General features: G+C 67.7%; 15 protein-coding genes and 1 tRNA gene. 8 read left to right on the top strand and 8 right to left on the bottom strand.

Annotation, left to right across the window (positions count from 1 at the left end):
* Positions 1–164: 164 nt before the first annotated feature.
* Both Q0581_RS05320 and Q0581_RS05315 read right to left on the bottom strand, forming a co-directional pair.
* The gene (locus tag Q0581_RS05320; RefSeq protein WP_324523767.1) at positions 165–1,568 is read right to left on the bottom strand and encodes a DUF6538 domain-containing protein; all 1,404 of its coding nucleotides are present in this window, start codon (positions 1,566–1,568) and stop codon (positions 165–167) included.
* 199 nt (positions 1,569–1,767) lie between these two features.
* Positions 1,768–1,843, bottom strand: a tRNA-Ala gene (locus Q0581_RS05315).
* A 144-nt stretch (positions 1,844–1,987) separates the two neighbouring features.
* Between Q0581_RS05315 and Q0581_RS05310 the strand changes: the two genes are divergently transcribed.
* From Q0581_RS05310 to hisS, 5 genes are all read left to right on the top strand, one after another.
* Entirely contained in the window at positions 1,988–2,317 is a 330-nt protein-coding gene (locus Q0581_RS05310; protein WP_298698284.1) for a YggT family protein, read from the top strand.
* 131 nt (positions 2,318–2,448) lie between these two features.
* Entirely contained in the window at positions 2,449–3,324 is an 876-nt protein-coding gene (locus Q0581_RS05305; RefSeq protein ID WP_298698282.1) for a 3-hydroxybutyryl-CoA dehydrogenase, read from the top strand.
* A 10-nt stretch (positions 3,325–3,334) separates the two neighbouring features.
* On the top strand, positions 3,335–3,961 hold the full coding sequence (locus Q0581_RS05300) for a phthalate transporter (RefSeq protein ID WP_298698281.1): 627 nt from the start codon (positions 3,335–3,337) through the stop codon (positions 3,959–3,961).
* A 29-nt stretch (positions 3,962–3,990) separates the two neighbouring features.
* Positions 3,991–5,232, top strand: coding sequence for a DUF418 domain-containing protein (locus Q0581_RS05295; RefSeq protein ID WP_298698280.1), 1,242 nt, complete (start codon positions 3,991–3,993; stop codon positions 5,230–5,232).
* Between the two features lie 37 nt (positions 5,233–5,269).
* Positions 5,270–6,745, top strand: a complete 1,476-nt coding sequence (hisS, locus tag Q0581_RS05290; RefSeq protein ID WP_298698278.1) for a histidine--tRNA ligase — start codon at positions 5,270–5,272, stop codon at positions 6,743–6,745.
* Positions 6,746–7,292: 547 nt separating this feature from the next.
* Here the strand turns inward: hisS and rpsP are convergent.
* Positions 7,293–7,865: a 30S ribosomal protein S16 gene (gene rpsP / locus Q0581_RS05285; RefSeq protein ID WP_298698276.1), complete on the bottom strand. Its 573-nt coding sequence runs from the start codon at positions 7,863–7,865 to the stop codon at positions 7,293–7,295.
* A 25-nt stretch (positions 7,866–7,890) separates the two neighbouring features.
* Positions 7,891–9,441 (bottom strand): signal recognition particle protein, encoded by a 1,551-nt coding sequence (gene ffh, locus Q0581_RS05280; protein WP_298698274.1) that lies wholly within the window; start codon positions 9,439–9,441, stop codon positions 7,891–7,893.
* 264 nt (positions 9,442–9,705) lie between these two features.
* Between ffh and Q0581_RS05275 the strand changes: the two genes are divergently transcribed.
* On the top strand, positions 9,706–11,658 hold the full coding sequence (locus Q0581_RS05275) for a prolyl oligopeptidase family serine peptidase (protein ID WP_298698273.1): 1,953 nt from the start codon (positions 9,706–9,708) through the stop codon (positions 11,656–11,658).
* Between the two features lie 41 nt (positions 11,659–11,699).
* Here Q0581_RS05275 and moeB read toward each other — a convergent pair whose 3' ends face one another.
* Positions 11,700–12,434 carry a molybdopterin-synthase adenylyltransferase MoeB gene (gene moeB / locus Q0581_RS05270; RefSeq protein ID WP_298698271.1) on the bottom strand — a complete coding sequence of 245 codons (735 nt, stop codon included), beginning with the start codon at positions 12,432–12,434 and terminating at the stop codon, positions 11,700–11,702.
* A gap of 41 nt (positions 12,435–12,475) precedes the next feature.
* Positions 12,476–12,889: a BLUF domain-containing protein gene (locus Q0581_RS05265; protein WP_298698270.1), complete on the bottom strand. Its 414-nt coding sequence runs from the start codon at positions 12,887–12,889 to the stop codon at positions 12,476–12,478.
* Between the two features lie 242 nt (positions 12,890–13,131).
* On the opposite strand from Q0581_RS05265, the gene rlmN reads away from it, so the two are divergent.
* Positions 13,132–14,286, top strand: a complete 1,155-nt coding sequence (gene rlmN / locus Q0581_RS05260) for a 23S rRNA (adenine(2503)-C(2))-methyltransferase RlmN (RefSeq protein ID WP_298698268.1) — start codon at positions 13,132–13,134, stop codon at positions 14,284–14,286.
* Between the two features lie 162 nt (positions 14,287–14,448).
* Here the strand turns inward: rlmN and Q0581_RS05255 are convergent, their stop codons facing one another.
* On the bottom strand, positions 14,449–14,718 hold the full coding sequence (locus tag Q0581_RS05255) for a hypothetical protein (protein ID WP_298698266.1): 270 nt from the start codon (positions 14,716–14,718) through the stop codon (positions 14,449–14,451).
* Between the two features lie 3 nt (positions 14,719–14,721).
* The gene (locus tag Q0581_RS05250) at positions 14,722–15,630 is read right to left on the bottom strand and encodes an acyl-CoA desaturase (protein ID WP_298698264.1); all 909 of its coding nucleotides are present in this window, start codon (positions 15,628–15,630) and stop codon (positions 14,722–14,724) included.
* An 87-nt stretch (positions 15,631–15,717) separates the two neighbouring features.
* On the opposite strand from Q0581_RS05250, the gene Q0581_RS05245 reads away from it, so the two are divergent.
* A complete protein-coding gene (locus tag Q0581_RS05245; RefSeq protein ID WP_298698262.1) occupies positions 15,718–16,044 on the top strand; it encodes a metalloregulator ArsR/SmtB family transcription factor in 327 nt (108 codons plus the stop codon).
* Positions 16,045–16,083 lie beyond the last annotated feature (39 nt).

Below are 16,083 nucleotides of genomic sequence, written 5' to 3'. Positions count from 1 at the left end.
TCCAGAACCACGGCAGCCGTGATATGGACCCGCAAGACTCCCCTCGGCTCCACCATTTCCTTGCTCCACAAGGGTTTGGACCGGATCAGGCCCCGAACTGGTTCACACAGCCGGTTCACAAACCGTCCGTAGCAGGGTCCTCAAACCCTTACTCAGCAACGGTTTCAGCCCCGGAGAACTGGTTCACACAACTGGTTCACAATCGGGCCAATACCGGCCGAAGTGTCCAAGGACGATCTGTCGCCCGCCTCGCCAGCGGCGGGGCGGGGGCCTCCCTCTGAAATCAGGTGGTCGAGACAGACCGGGTAGCTGATCCGGCTGATCGCCTCGTGAAGCACAGTCGCACTGAAACCGCGCCCATAAGCGGCTTCGGGATCGCTCGCATCGGCACTTGCCCAGCCGCCGAGTGCAAGGCCGACGTCGTGGCGGACACCCGCGTCCCTCAGCGCGTCGCGGAAGCTGTGCCGGAAGCTGTGGAAGCACGTCTTGGGCTCGGCGGCTCCTGCCTTGGCGAGGAACCGACGAAACCATTTCGAGTAGGGGTCGCTCAAATAGCCGGAGCTTCCGGCGTTCAGTTCGCCGAACAGCCGCGCCCGCCGAGCAGCCCGGATGTCGGCGGCGAAGTCTACGAACCCGATAGCCTCCAAGGCGGGATGGATGGGGATCAGCCGCTCACTGGCATCCGTCTTGAGCTTCTTCGACGGTGCCGTCGCGGACGCCGTGGAGATCGACAGGCACCAAATGCCGTCGATCAGCACGACGTCATCCGGCTCAAGCTGACAAGCCTCGTTCATCCGGAGTCCCGCGAACAGAGCCAGAAGCGGAATCCAGAACCGCGCCCGCCGGGGCCGGGCGGGGCCTGGGACGGCGTAGCCGTCTCCATCGTCTTGGCAGCCTCGGAAGATCGGGGCATCGAAGATGAGTCGAAGCTGGTCTGACGAGAATGGCTTCCGCTTGTCGCGCGCCCGGACGGGATCGACGACGCGCAGACCGCGCGCCGGGTTGCGGTCGATCCACCCCTCGTTCTGCGCGTAGTTCAGGACGGCCCGGAGCTTCGAGAGGTAGCCGTTCACGGTCGCCGGATTGATGACCTGCCCCGTTCGACCGCTTTCAGCCAGTTCGACGACCCGCGCAAATGGCTTGCCACGATGTCGCTTGGCGACGTTCGGTGGAAGCACGCGCAGGACGTCCAACAGACGACGACAATCATCGCGGCCCACCAAAGCCAAGGGACGGTCTTGGCCCCATAGGCCGCGCGTCACGACGCGCAGGTTGGCGTAGTGGCTCTCGGTCTTGACGCTGCGGGTTCGGGCCGGATCAGCGAGGAAGCGATCGAAGGCTTGCTCCAGCGTCAGTCCGATCGACCGACCGGCCGGGGCGTGCGGCCGCACGGGCTCAGGGACGTCGCCGAACGACCGCTGAATCTCGCCGACCACGATGCGCGCCCGCTTGGCGGCTTCCTGCCGATCTGACGTTCGAAGGGATCGCCAGATGTGTGTCCTGCCTACCGTCGCGGTCAGGGTTAGGGGGACCCTGATCCGGACGTAATAGCGGGAGCCACGACGGATCAGACCCAGCGAACCAGATCGTCCTTGGACACTTCGGCCGGTATTGGCCCGATTGTGAACCAGTTGTGTGAACCAGTTCTCCGGGGCTGAAACCGTTGCTGAGTAAGGGTTTGAGGACCCTGCTACGGACGGTTTGTGAACCGGCTGTGTGAACCAGTTCGGGGCCTGATCCGGTCCAAACCCTTGTGGAGCAAGGAAATGGTGGAGCCGAGGGGAGTCGAACCCCTGACCTCGTCATTGCGAACGACGCGCTCTACCAACTGAGCTACGGCCCCCTGGCGCACGGCAGCCGGCGCAGGCGAGCGCGCGACATACGAAGGCGGCCGGGGGGTGTCAACACATCGCAGCGTCGGCGTGGCCGCTTAGTGTGTACCTGACGCCGATTCCCCTCTAGTCAGGGGCCGGATCAGGAGACCCGAATGGACATCGCCGTCGCCGTCATCGGCTTCATCTTCTTCGTCTGCAACGCGCTGCTGAGCCTGCTGTTCTGGGCCATCATCATCTCGGCCATCCTGAGCTGGCTGTTCGTTTTCGAGATCATCAATCCGCGCAACCGCGCCGTGGGCCAGATCGCCTATGCGCTGGATCGCATCACCGGGCCGGTGCTGGCGCCGTTGCGGCGGATCATCCCGTCGCTGGGCGGCATCGACGTGACGCCCATCATCGCCCTGATCGCCATCCGGGGGATTCAGGGCTATCTGTTGCCGGCCGCCCACGGGGCGGTGCTGGGCGCCTTCGGCTACGCCTGAACGCGGCGGCGCGGACACGGCCCGCCGCAATCCGCCGGGCGAGCCCCCGGGCCTCTTGCCTTGGGCGGCGGTGTTTCTAAGGTGAGGGGTTCAAGAAGGCCCCCGTCGGGCCGCAGCAGACCGTACCCCGCATGAGTTCGATCAAGACAGTCGCCGTTCTCGGCGCCGGCCAGATGGGCGTCGGCATCGCCCAGGCGGTGGCGCTGGGCGGCTATGCGGTGCGGCTGCACGACGTCTCGGCCGAGCGGATGGCCAGCGCCATGGCCGAGATCGGCGCCTCGCTGGCGCGTCAGGCGGGGCGCGGCCTGGTCGATCAGGCGACCGCCGACGCCGCCATGGGCCGGATCGCCCCGGCCACCCTGGCCCAGGCCGGAGCCGCCGATCTGGTGATCGAGGCGGCCGTCGAGGACGAAACGGTCAAGAAGGCGCTGCTGGCCGAACTGACGCCGCATCTGGGGGCCGACACCCTGGTGGCGTCGAACACCTCGTCGATCTCGATCACGCGGCTGGCCTCGGCCACCGACCGGCCCGAACGCTTCATCGGCCTGCATTTCATGAAGCCGGCGCCGGTGATGAAGCTGGTCGAGATCGTGCGCGGCATCGCCACCTCGGCCCAGACCTATGACGCCGCCTCGGCCTTCGCCGAAAGCCTGGGCAAGACGGTCACCAACGCCGAGGATTTTCCCGCCTTCATCGTCAACCGCATCCTGGTGCCGATGATCAACGAGGCGATCTACACCCTGTACGAAGGGGTGGGGAATGTGGCCTCGATCGACAAGGCGCTGAAGCTGGGGGCCAATCATCCGATGGGTCCGCTGGAGCTGGCGGACTTCATGGGTCTGGACGTGGTTCTGGCGATCATGAACGTGCTGCACGACGGCCTGGCCGACAGCAAATACCGGCCCTGTCCGCTGCTGGTGAAGTATGTCGAGGCCGGCTGGCTGGGCCGCAAGTCGGGCCGCGGCTTCTATGACTATTCCGGCGACACGCCGGTTCCGACGCGATAGGCTGGCGTCCGTGCTGAACCGCCGCTTCGACAGCCCCGACGACCTGCCCGGCCGCCAGCCGGTGACCTGGCGTCGGTCGGCCGCGGCGCCGGCTCTGGCCGTGCTGGCGGGCGCCGCCTGGCCGCCGCTGATCCTGACCCTGTTCTTCTGGCCGCCGCACAACTGGCAGCCGGGTTTGCAGACCGACTGGCGGCTGGTGCTGTTCGTCATCGGCCTGATCACCGTGCCCATCGGCCTGTGGTCGCTGCGGCGCGAGCGCGAGCGCACGGGTCGCCCCGACAGCCGCATGGGCGTGGTCTGGCGTTTCATGCTGTATGGCGGCCTGCTGGCGGCGGCGCTGCAGGCGCTGGTCGCTGTGGTGTCGGTGGTGCTGGCCTGGTTCGAGGCGGGCGATCCGATGCAGGCCCTGGGCGCATCGGAGACCATTCTTCTGATCTATGGCGTCGGCGGCCTGCCCATCGCGGTGATCGTGGGCGTCAGCTATGCCCTGTGGGCCGGGCTGTGCGTGGCCTTCATCGCCTTCATGCGTCGCCCGCCCGTCGTGCGCGACCGGCTGGGCCTGATGGCCGACGCGGCGCCGGAAGCCGCCCTGCCGCACCCCCCCTTGACCTCGTCGGGGCCGCGCCGACGCTATTGACCGCCCCCTCGACCGTTCGGAGACCTGTGATGACCGAGACCGCCTTCGTCCAGCCCGTCGCCGAAAAGGATCGCATCCTGTCGCTGGACGCCATGCGCGGTCTGGCGATCCTGGGGATTCTGGCGGTCAATGTGGTCGCCTTCGCCTTTCCCATGGGCGTCTATATGAACATGGATCTGGCGCCGGCGGCCGCCGGGCCGAACGGCGACGTCTGGGCCTGGGTGTCCGCCACCTTCTTCCGCCAGAAATTCATCACCCTGTTCAGCCTGCTGTTCGGGGCCTCGGTCTATCTGCTGGGCGGCGAACGGCGCGATCCCGAGCGCAGCCCCCTGATCCGGCGTCGGCTGCTGTGGCTGATCCTGATCGGCCTGATCCATGGCCTGCTGCTGTGGTGGGGCGACATCCTGATGTTGTACGGCGTCACCGGTCTGGTGGTTCTGTTGTGCCGGTCCTGGTCGGCGCGGCGGCTGATCACGGTCGGGCTGTCGATCACCCTGTTCCTGGCCCTGCTGGGGGGCGGAGCGGCCATCGCCATGGGCTTCGCCCCGCCCGAGATTCAAGCCCAGGCGGCCGAACAACAGGCCGGCATGGGCGGCAACGCCGAGGCGGTGGCCGCCTCCATCGCCGCCTATCGCGCCGGCTGGCCCGGCGGTTTCCTGGAGAACGCCGCCGCCTGGGCCCAGCTGCAGTCGCTGAGCGTGGTCATCTTCATCATCCCGACCCTGGGGCTGATGCTGCTGGGCATGGGGCTGCTGAAGTCGGGCTTCCTGGCCGGCCGGGCGCCGGTCTGGGTCTATGGCCTGTTCGTCGCTCTGGGCGCCGGGGTTCTGGGCGCAACGGCCTGGGCCGGATGGCGCGAGACGGTGCTGGGCGCCCCGGTCATGACGGGGCTGGAGGATGCGCTGCACGCCTTCGCCTTCGTCGTCACCCTGGGCTATATGAGCGTGATGATCCTGGCCGCCACGCGCGGGCCGAAGGTGGTGGCCAAGGTGTTCGCCCCGGCGGGCCGCATGGCCTTCACCAACTATCTGACCCAGTCGATCATTATGAGCACCCTTTTCACCCAGCCGTGGGGGCCGCGCCTGATCGGTCAGGTCACCTGGGAGACGCTGGCCCTGATCGTGGCCGGGATCTGGGTGCTGCAGCTGATCTGGTCGCCGCTGTGGCTGTCGGTGTTCCGCATGGGGCCGCTGGAGTGGGTGTGGCGCTGCCTGACCTATCGGCGCTGGACGCCGCTGCGCCGCGCGCCCGTGAAGACGACCTTCGGCTGACGTTGCGGCCGGGCGGGCGATGGCCTAATCGCGGCGCATGACCGAAGACGCCGCCGCCCCCCGCCCCGAAGCCCGAAACCCGCGTGGTTTCGCCGACCGTCGCGGCCGCGACGTCGCCGCCGAACGCCGCATCGTGCAACAGGTGGCGGCCGTCTATGAGCGCTGGGGCTTCGAGCCGTTGGAGACGCCGGCGTTCGAATACGCCGACGCCCTGGGCAAATTCCTGCCTGACGCCGACCGCCCGAACGAGGGCGTCTTCGCGGTTCAGGACGATGATGATCAGTGGATGGCCCTGCGCTACGACCACACGGCGCCTTTGGCCCGGTTCGCGGCCCAGAGCTGGGAGACCCTGCCCAAACCCTATCGCCGCTATGCCTATGGGCCGGTGTGGCGCAACGAAAAGCCCGGCCCCGGCCGCTTCCGTGAGTTCTGGCAGTGCGACGCCGACACCGTGGGCTCCGACCGGCCCGAGGCCGACGCCGAGATCGTGGCCATGGCGGTCGAGGGGCTGGAGGCGGCGGGCCTTCCGGCCGGCTCGGCGGTGGTCAAGATCAACAACCGCAAACTGCTGGACGGCCTGCTCGCCCAGTCGGGCGTCAGCGACGCGGCCCAGAAGCTGGTGGTCATGCGCGCCATCGACAAGCTGGACCGCCTGGGCGAAGGCGGGGTGCGCGACCTCTTGGGCAAGGGGCGGCTGGACGAATCCGGCGCCTTCACCCCGGGGGCGGAGCTGGCCGGGCCGGCCATCGGCGCCATCATGGCCTTTCTGTCGGCGGGCGGGCAGGAATCGCGGTCCCAAACGCTGGACCGACTGTCGGCCGTGGTCGGCGGGTCCGAGGCCGGGGCGGCCGGGCTGGAAGAGTTGGCCCGCATCGATGCGGCGCTGAAGGCCCTGGGCGTGCCCGAGGCCCAGGCCCGGTTCGACCCGGCCGTGGTGCGCGGCCTGGAATACTATACGGGGCCTGTCTATGAGGCTGAGCTTCTGGCCCCCGGCGCGGTCAGCCTGGGGTCGATCGGCGGGGGCGGGCGCTATGACGACCTGATCGCCCGCTTCACCGGCGAGGCCGTGCCCTCCACCGGCTTCTCGTTCGGGGTCAGCCGCCTGGCCTATGCGCTGAACGCGGCGCGGCTGATCCAGGGGGCGGCGGCCGACGAACGGCGCGGCCCGGTGGTGGTCATCGTCTTCAGTCCCGACGACATGGCCCACTATCTGGAGGCGGCGGGCGAACTGCGCCGCGCGGGCGTCGCCGCCGAGGTCTATCTGGGCAAGGCGGGCATGAAGGCCCAGATGAAATACGCCGACCGCCGCAACGCCCCGGCCGCCGTCATCCTGGGCGGCGACGAGATCGCGGCCGGCCAGGTGACGATCAAGGATCTGGACGCCGGGCGCGCCCTGGCCGCCGGCGTGGCCGACAACGAAGCCTGGAAGGCCCAGCGGCCCGGTCAGGTGGTGGTGGCGCGCACGGCCCTGGTCGAAACCGTGCGCGGCATTATCGAAGGGATTTCGAGTTAATCGCACACAAGCTCGTGACTTAACGGTGATCACTAGCCTGAAAGGCGCGTTTTCGCCTTCCGTTTGATTGACTTGGGTCGGGCGTTCGGGCCATTTGGCGTCACTCGAGAGACGCGGCGCGCAAGCGCAGTCGATTCTCGAAGGCGTTTCGGGGAGGAAACGTCCGCTCCGTCAGAGAGCGAGAAAGCCCGCCGCGATGTATCCCCCGCGGCGGGCTTTTTCGCGCCTGGAGTTCAGGCGCGAACGGCAAGGAAAAAGCCTCTGTTCTCGTCGATAATGGGGGGCATCGCCTCCCCAAATCCCCGCTCATCCCCGCGAAAGCGGGGAACCAGTTCTTTGGAGGAGGCAGCGGCGCCCGTGCCTTGTCACCGTCAGTCCTGAGACATCGGCGTCTCACTAACAGGACTGGGCCCCCGCTTTCGCGGGGGTGAGCGGAAGGATGAGTATCCTCCGGGTGGATCGCCCACACCTAACGGAATACACGCAAGAAAAAGGCCGGAGCGTCGCCGCCCCGGCCTTCGTCATGTCAGCAAGGCCGAACGGGCGATCAGCCCTCGGTCTTCTCTTCCTCGGCGGCAGCCTCGGCAGGCGCTTCTTCAGCGGCCGGGGCCTCTTCGGCAGCAGCTTCAGCAGCGGGCGCCTCTTCAGCCGGGGCTTCCTCGGCGACCGGGGCCGGAGCGGCCGCAGCGGCTTCGGCTTCTTCCTTGGCGCGAGCGGCGGCTTCGGCGGCCTCGACCTTGGCGGCGGCTTCAGCCTCGGCGCGGTCGGCTTCGCGCTGGGCGCGCTCGGCGGCGCGTTCCTGGGCCTTCTTGCCGGGCTGGGCCTTGTTCGGGTTGTTGCCTTGGGTCCACTTGACCTTGCCGATCAGGGCTTCGTCCTGGCTCTGGCTGATGAAGCGGGCGACGCGGTCGGTCGGCTGGGCGCCCTTGCCCAGCCATTCGGCGATGCGGTCGGCCTTCAGGGTGACGCGCGGCGTGGCGCCGTCCTTGGGCAGCATCGGGTTGTAGCTGCCGACACGCTCCAGGAATTTGCCGTCGCGCGGCGAGTGGCTGTCGGCGACGACGATGTAGTAGTAGGGACGCTTCTTGGCGCCACCGCGGGCCAGACGAATCTTCAGCATTTTCAGTCTCTTTCTTTAGTCGAAATCATTTCTTGGGCGGGAAGCCCGGCAGGCCGGGCAGGTTCGGAAGCTGACCGCCCCCCAGGCCGGCGAGCCGGTCCTGAAGCGCCTTCAGCTGTTCGGGATCGGGATCCGGCATCTTGCCGCCTCCCAGGGATTTCAGTCGGGCCATGTCGGCGCCGCCGGCGCCGCCCATTCCAGGAATCTGGCCGGGCATGCCCCCGCCGCCAAGACCGCCCATCATGGCGGCCATCTGCTGCATCTTCTTGGGGCCGCCGCGCGACAGCGACTTGACCATGTCGGCCATCTGGCGGTGCTGTTTCAAAAGGCGGTTGATCTCGGACACCTCGACGCCGGCGCCGGCGGCGACGCGCTTCTTGCGGCTGGCGTTCAGAAGGTCGGGCTTCTTGCGCTCGACCTTGGTCATCGAAGAGATGATGGCTTCCTGGCGGGCGATCATGCGGTCGTCCACGCCGCTGTCGGCCATCTGGGCCTTCATCTTGGCCACGCCGGGCAGCAGGCCCATGATCCCCTGAAGCCCGCCCATCCGCTTCATCTGCTGAAGCTGGTTCATCAGGTCGTCCAGGTCGAACTGGCCCTTGGCCAGCTTCCTGGCCATGGTCTCGGCCTTGGCCTGGTCCAGCTCGGTCGCGGCCTTTTCGACCAGGGCCACGATGTCGCCCTGGCCCAGGATGCGGCCGGCGACGCGGCGGGCGTCGAACACGTCCAGGGCGTCGACCTTTTCGCCCGCGCCCAGATATTTGATCGGCAGCCCGGTGACGGCCCGCATCGACAGCATGGCCCCGCCGCGCCCGTCGCCGTCGGCGCGGGTCAGCACCAGGCCGGTCAGGGGCAGGCGCTCATGGAAGGCCTTAGCCGTACGCACGGCGTCTTGCCCCGTCAGGCTGTCGGCGACCAGCAGGGTCTCGACGGGCCTGGCGATGTCGGCGACCTCGGCCACCTCGTTCATCAGCCCTTCGTCCAGGGTGATGCGGCCGGCGGTGTCCAGGATCAGGACGTCGAAGCCCTGAAGCTTGGCCGACGACAGGGCGCGCTTGGTGATCTGGACCGCGCTTTCGCCCGCCACGATCGGCAGGGTAGAGACCTCGATCTGTTGGCCCAGGGTGGCCAGCTGCTCCATCGCGGCCGGACGCCGGGTGTCCAGCGAGGCCATCATGACCTTCTTGCGGTCGAATTTGGTCAGGCGCAGCGCCAGCTTGGCCGAGGTGGTGGTCTTGCCTGACCCTTGCAGGCCCGCCATCAGCACCACGGCGGGCGGGGTGGCGTTGGTGTTCAGCGGAACCGGCTCTTCGCCGCCCAGCATTTCGATCAGGCCGTCATAGACGATCTTGATGACCTGATCGGCGGGCTTGACCGAGCGGATGACCTCTTCGCCGGTGGCGCGCTCGGTGGCGAAGGCGATGAAGTCCTTGACGACCGGCAGGGCGACGTCGGCCTCCAGCAGGGCCACGCGCACTTCGCGCATCGCCTCGGCCACGTCCTTTTCGGACAGGGCGCCGCGACCGGTGATCCGGTCGAAAACCCCTGTCAGCCGCTCGTTCAGAGCCTCGAACATTCACATACCCTGCACGCGCAAAACGACCTCAGCCCCAGTGGACGTATGACGTCGACTGGGGGGCTCTCCATCCTCGTCCCGGAACTCCCCTGATGTCAGGGGCGGGGGTCGTGATGGTGGAGACGCGAGGTTCACTTGCGCCGGAAGCGGCGGCTTATGGCGGAAAACCGGGGCGAAGACAAGGCGTCGCGCCCCTGGCGGCTTGCCAGACGGCTTCGGGACGTTCCCTATGACCGCGCTGTTCAAAGGGGAGGATATGGAATGATGCGCAAGACGACGGTTTCTCTGGCCTTCGCCGCCATGCTGATGGCCGCGACCGGCGTCATGGCCCAGGCCGCCCAGCCGGAACGTCGCGAGGTCGGCAATCTGGTCTTCGATGGCGTTCCGCAGATTCCGGCCGAGCTGAGGCCGCAGCTGCAGCGCTACCGCAACGCCCGCAGCGCCGGCCTGCAGGGCTTCATGGCCGATGGCTCCATCCTGATCTCGACCCGTTTCGGCGAGACGGGCCAGCTGCACCGCGTGGCCGCGCCGGGCGCCGACCGGCGCCAGCTGACCTTCTTCACCGAGCCGGTGGGCGGCGCCTCGGTCATCCCGGGCACCAACCGCTATGTCTATACGCGCGACACCGGCGGGGCCGAGTATTTCCAGATCTATATGGCCGAGGCGGGCCGCCCCGAAGTCGCCCTGAGCGAACCGGGCACGCGCAACCAGGGTTTTGTCGTCAGCAAGGACAACCGCACCGGCTACTGGAGCCAGGTGCGACCGGGCCAGTCGGTCTATGAGATCATCGCCGGCGACCTGACGCGGCCGGGCGAACGTCGCGTGATCTATCGCGGCGAAGGCAGCTGGAGCCCGCTGGACGTCAGCGACGACGGCCGAACCCTGCTGATGAGCCGTTATATCTCGGTCCAGGACAGTCAGCTGTGGACGCTGGACCTGGCCAGCGGCGAGGCGACCCGCGTGCGCCCCAGCGACACCCAGATCTCCTACGGCGGCGGGCGGCTGACGCCCGATGGCCGCACCGTCATCACCACCAGCGATGAAGGCTCGGATTTCCGGCGCCTGGTCGAAATCTCGCTGACCGACGGTTCGGTCACGCCGCTGACCGAGGGCGTAAACTGGGACGTCGAAGGCGTCACCCTGTCCGATGACGGCCGGCTGATGGCCTATGTGATCAATGAGGACGGCTATTCGCGGCTGCATATCCGCGACCGTGCCACGCGCCGGGCCTTGCCCCAGCCCGACCTGCCGGTGGGCCTGGTCGGGGGGCTGCGGTTCTCGGCCGATGGATCGACCCTGGGAATGACGCTGTCGACGCCGTCGTCGTCGGGCGACGTCTGGACCTGGAACGTGGCCCAGGGCGGGCTGACGCGCTGGACCGAGTCCGAGGTCGGGCCGCTGGACGCCTCGACCTTCGTCACGCCCGAACTGATCCGCGTCACCGCGTTCGACGGTCTGAGCGTGCCGGCCTTCGTTTATCGCCCCCGTGGCGGTGAAGGGCGGCAGCCGGTGATCATCGACATCCACGGCGGGCCGGAGGGCCAGTCGCGCCCCGGTTTCAACACCACCTATCAGCAATGGATCGCCGACCTGGGCGCCGCGGTCATCGTGCCGAATGTCCGTGGCTCGACCGGCTACGGCAAGACCTATGTCTCGCTGGACAACGGCCCGCTGCGCGAGGATTCGGTCAAGGACATCGGCGCCATCCTGGACTGGATCGCCACCCAGCCGGATCTGGACCCGTCGCGCGTCGTCGTTTCGGGCGGCTCTTACGGCGGATACATGGTGCTGGCGTCCATGGCCCACTACGCCGACCGCCTGGCCGGCGGGATCGACATCGTCGGCATCTCGAACTGGGTCACCTTCCTGCAGAACACCGAAGGCTATCGTCGCGATAACCGCCGGGCCGAATATGGCGACGAGCGAGACCCGGAAATGCGCGCCGTGTTCGACCGCATCTCGCCGCTGAACATGACCGAGCGGATGACCCGGCCGCTGATGGTGGTGCAGGGGGCGAACGATCCGCGCGTGCCGCGATCAGAGGCCGAACAGATCGTGGCGGCGGTGCGCGGCCATGGCCGGCCGGTCTGGTATCTGCTGGCGATGGACGAAGGCCATGGCTTCCGCAAGAAGTCCAACATCGACGCCCAGGTCGAGGTGACCAACATGTTCCTGCGTCAGGTGTTCGGCCTGCCTCTGGCGTCGGCCCAGCCCTGAGTTCAGGCCCGGGGTCGGCCCTCAAAGGTCGCCTCCGGGGGTCAGCCGCAGACGGGACAGATCGGGTCGGGCGTCACCGCCAGGGTGCGCGTCTGGCCGCCCAGGCCGTCATACAGCAGCAGCCGCCCCGTCAGGGGCCGCCCGGCGTCGGTGATGATCTTGATCGCCTCCAGCGCCGTCATGGCCCCGACCACGCCGGCCAGGGCCCCGACCACGCCGACGCGGGCGCAGGTCTCGGCGTCCGGCGGCGTCTCGGCCACCAGGCAGCGATAGCAGGGTCGACCGGTGAAGACGCCCACCTGCCCCTCCCACCGGCCCAGGGCGCCGGACACCAGCGGGACGCCCGCCGCGACGCAGGCGGCGTTGGTGGCGAACCGCACGGCGAAATCGTCGGTGCCGTCGATCACCACGTCCCAGCCGGCGACCTGGGCCGCCGCGTTGTCGGGCGTCAGGGCCTGGACGAAGGTTTCGATCGCCACGCCGGAGTTCAGGGCCGTCAGGCGTTCGGCCGCCGCCTCGACCTTATGCCGGCCGATGTCGGCGGTGGAGAACTGCACCTGGCGCTGAAGGTTCGACAGGGCGACCGTGTCGTGATCGACCAGACCCAGCGTCCCGACGCCGGCGGCGGCCAGATACTGGGCCGCCGGGCCGCCCACCCCGCCCAGGCCGACGATCAGCACCCGCGCGCGCGCCAGCCTCTGCTGGCCCGGGCCGCCGATTTCGGCCAGCACCAGATGCCGCGCATAGCGTTCGACGTCGTCATCGGAAAAGGTCACGCCCGTTGCCTACTCCCGGCCGGGCGCGGGGTCGAGGCGGTTCAGGCCGCCTCGGCTGGGGCGACGATGCAGCTGGCCAGCATGTCCTCGGCCTCGGCCGCCGTCAGATCGTCCAGCGCCCGCCCGTCCAGACGGCGCGCCACGCTGGCGTCCGACAGGCCGCACAGGGCCGCCGGGGCTGCGAAGCGGCGATGAGGGATCGGCGTGGTCGCCAGAACCTTCAGGGTCTGGATGCGGCCATCCTCGCGCAGGCGCGTCAGCAGCCGGTCCAGATCGCCGCGCTGGCCCTCGACCGCCTGCAGAACCTGCCCGGCGTGGAACAGCATGATCGACGTCAGGTGGTCGCGCCGATTGTTGCGGTCCGACGCCCCCAGGATCTGGGCGACCGAAAGCGTCGTCGCGCCCACGGCAGCGGCGGTCTTGCAGACAAATACGGTGCGGAGCAGATCGGTCATTCCACGTTTCGGTCACGATGCGCGAGATAATTTCACTGTAAAGGTTTACATTGGTCAAAATATGACCCCTTAAAGCCTTGGGTCTGCACTGCATTATTCGGCGCTGCGGCGAATTGGGGCCAAATCGCGACCACGGCCGTTTGCGTCCGGCGGGGCCCCGACGGCAGCCGCCTTAAATCCAGCGCGATCTGTGCTATAAGGTGCGCTTCCCCCTTGTTTCTTCAGCCCATGGATCGTCGCCCTTGAGCGTCACGCTGGACCTGTCCCGCGCCCAGCCGAAACCGTCGGCCCCCGTCAATCTGACCGGATTGACGCGCGAAGGGCTGCGTCAGGCGCTGATCGACGCCGGAATCTGCCCGCCCGAGAAGGCGAAGATGCGCGCGACCCAGGTGTGGCGCTGGATCCACCACTATGGCGTCACCGACTTCGGCCTGATGAGCGATGTGGCCAAGGAGACGCGGGCAAAACTGGCCGAGGCCTTCACCTTGGCACGGCCCGAGATCGTCGAGCGCCAAGTGTCGAAAGACGGCACGCGCAAATGGCTGATCCGCACCGCGCCGGGCATCGAGATCGAGACCGTCTATATTCCCGACGTCGGCCGTTCGGGCGCCCTGTGCGTCTCGTCGCAGGTGGGCTGCACCCTGAACTGCAGCTTCTGCCACACCGGCACCCAGAAGCTGGTGCGCAATCTGACGGCGGCCGAGATCGTGGCCCAGGTCCAGGTGGCGCGCGACGACCTGGACGAATGGCCGTCGCCGAAAGAAGACCGCCGCCTGTCGAACATCGTCTTCATGGGCATGGGCGAGCCGCTGTATAATCTCGACCCGGTCGCCGATGCGGTGGACATCATCGCCGATGGCGAAGGCATCGCCATTTCGCGCCGGCGCATCACCGTCTCGACCTCGGGCGTGGTGCCGATGATCCCCGAACTGGGCGAGCGCACCGGGACCATGCTGGCCATCAGCCTGCACGCCACCAACGACGCTCTGCGCGACGTTCTGGTGCCGCTGAACAAGAAATATCCGCTGGTCCAGCTGATGGACGCCATCCGCGCCTATCCGGGCCTGGGCAATGCGAAACGGGTGACGTTCGAATACGTCATGCTGAAGGGCGTCAACGACAGCCCCGACGAGGCGCGCGCCCTGGTCAAGCTGATCGGCGGCATCCCGGCCAAGATCAATCTGATCCCGTTCAATCCCTGGCCCGGCACGGACTATGAGTGTTCGGACTGGAAGACCATCGAACGGTTCGCCGCCGTGCTGAACAAGGCCGGCTACGCCAGCCCCATCCGCACCCCGCGCGGCCGCGACATCCTGGCCGCGTGCGGCCAGCTGAAGTCCGAAAGCGAAAAGGTCCGCGCCAGCGCCCTCAGAAAGGCCGAGCAGGCGGCGGCCTGATCGGCGCGTAACCGTAGGTCCGGATCGCCCATCCCGCCAGTCCGCCAGGGATGGCCAGCAGGAGGGCGACAACCTCTGACCCCGGAGCAAAAACCCTGAAGAACAGCGCGCCCGCGATCACGCTTTCGGTCGCGGCGACGACGACGAATGCGCCCCTCGTCCTCAGGCCCGCTCGGTGCAGCAGCCACCAAGTCGGACGCCGACCACGATCAGTCCGGCCAGAAAGACCGGAAAGGAAATCGCAAAGCTGTAGAGGGCCGCAAACAGACCCAAGAACATCGCGAACGCGATCACAGAGGACACCCCGCCGTCTCCCGGCGACGCCACGGTGACGATGAGAATGCCTGCCAGCGTGAGGGCGGCGACGGCGAGCGCGGCGACGCAGTTGGCGGTAATGAGCGCGCCGACGCGCGCAGAGATCGATTTGAGCATCCCTCAACCCTCCGCCCGACTGAGCGGTCGCGCTCCCATCGTCTCGGGGGTGCGCACGTCCCAGGCCAGACCCAGTCGTTCCAGAATCTGGATCGCCCGCCAGCCCCAATCGCTCTGGCCGGGATAGAGGCCGATCTTCGCCGAGCCGGGAAAGGCGTGGTGGTTGTTGTGCCAGGCCTCGCCCATGGTCGGGATGGCGGCCCAGGGCACGTCGTGAGCCTGAACCCCGGCTTCGTTGACCAGCCAGGTCTGGGGTCCGCGCCGGTGGGCCAGGTGGCCGACGAACCAATGGCCGACCACCGAGACGCTGATGCGCACACAGACGCCCCAGACCACGAAGCCCCAGCCGCCGATCAGATAAAGGCCCGCCGCGACCGGAATCTGGTGCAGCATCCAGCTGCCTTCCAGGAAACGATAGAAGGGATCCCGGCCGATCCGGCCATAGTCGAAGGCCGGCGGGCGATCCAGGATCAGGCGCCCGTGCATCTGCCATATGGCGTCGACCAGCATCGGCCGACGGTGGGCCAGATAGTCGTGGCAGGCGTGCTGGCGCTGGGCCCAGTCGCGCAGGTCATGGGTGCGGATCATCCAGAACGGCCCGCTCATGCCCACCAGAACGCCGATCCAGACCAGCAGGCGCTCCAGCCACAGCGGACACTGGAAGCTGCCGTGGATCAGGCGGCGGTGAAAGCCGATGGAATGCCCCAGCAACAGCACCAATCCGGTCGACGCCAGAAAGACGCCGACCGCACCCAAGCTGAAGGTCAGCGGCCCCAGGACCAGCGCCAAGGCTAGCATGGCGCCGTTCCAGATCGAATGGATCGGATCCCAGACGACGCGGCCGGCGAGCGGATCACACCCCGGCGTTTCGACCAGGCTGTTGACGGCGCAGGGATCGAGGGGATCGGACATGGCGGCTCGCTTCGATATTTAAGGAATACCTTAATCGCTAATCTCCAGGACTGGCAAGCCGTTAGCAAATCCCTTAAATGATATCCCATGCAACGCGTGTTCGAAGCCCTGTCCAGCCCTGTGCGGCGCAAGATCCTGGCCTATCTGGCCCATGCCGAGCTGACGGCGGGCGAGATCGCGGCCCGCTTCGAGATTTCAAAGCCGGCGGTGTCCCAGCACCTGACCATTCTGGAGAACGCCGGACTGGTGACCAGCGAGAAACGGGGCCAGTTCGTGCATTACAGCCTGGCGCCCGACCAGCTGGCCAATACGCTGAACGCCTATGTTCAGGAGGTCTGTCCGGTCTCGCGGCCCCTGAAGGCGGAAAGCGCGGCCCTGGCGCGCGCCAAGGGGAAACCAAAACCTAAGGCTTGAAGCTTACAATCGTTCACACAGTGTGGCCGCGAAAGCCTT

The organism is uncultured Brevundimonas sp. (assembly GCF_937863155.1).
GTDB lineage: Bacteria > Pseudomonadota > Alphaproteobacteria > Caulobacterales > Caulobacteraceae > Brevundimonas.
This window is presented reverse-complemented; position numbering and strand designations above follow the sequence as displayed.

Excerpts from the sequence above, each read along its gene's own strand:
- Q0581_RS05310 (WP_298698284.1), top strand. The coding sequence starts at position 1,988 with ATGGACATCGCCGTCGCCGTCATCGGCTTCATCTTCTTCGTCTGCAAC.
- Q0581_RS05305 (WP_298698282.1), top strand. The coding sequence starts at position 2,449 with ATGAGTTCGATCAAGACAGTCGCCGTTCTCGGCGCCGGCCAGATGGGC.
- Q0581_RS05295 (WP_298698280.1), top strand. The coding sequence starts at position 3,991 with ATGACCGAGACCGCCTTCGTCCAGCCCGTCGCCGAAAAGGATCGCATC.
- hisS (WP_298698278.1), top strand. The coding sequence starts at position 5,270 with ATGACCGAAGACGCCGCCGCCCCCCGCCCCGAAGCCCGAAACCCGCGT.
- rpsP (WP_298698276.1), bottom strand. The coding sequence starts at position 7,865 with ATGCTGAAGATTCGTCTGGCCCGCGGTGGCGCCAAGAAGCGTCCCTAC.
- ffh (WP_298698274.1), bottom strand. The coding sequence starts at position 9,441 with ATGTTCGAGGCTCTGAACGAGCGGCTGACAGGGGTTTTCGACCGGATC.
- Q0581_RS05275 (WP_298698273.1), top strand. The coding sequence starts at position 9,706 with ATGCGCAAGACGACGGTTTCTCTGGCCTTCGCCGCCATGCTGATGGCC.
- Q0581_RS05265 (WP_298698270.1), bottom strand. The coding sequence starts at position 12,889 with ATGACCGATCTGCTCCGCACCGTATTTGTCTGCAAGACCGCCGCTGCC.
- Q0581_RS05255 (WP_298698266.1), bottom strand. The coding sequence starts at position 14,718 with ATGCTCAAATCGATCTCTGCGCGCGTCGGCGCGCTCATTACCGCCAAC.
- Q0581_RS05250 (WP_298698264.1), bottom strand. The coding sequence starts at position 15,630 with ATGTCCGATCCCCTCGATCCCTGCGCCGTCAACAGCCTGGTCGAAACG.
- Q0581_RS05245 (WP_298698262.1), top strand. The coding sequence starts at position 15,718 with ATGCAACGCGTGTTCGAAGCCCTGTCCAGCCCTGTGCGGCGCAAGATC.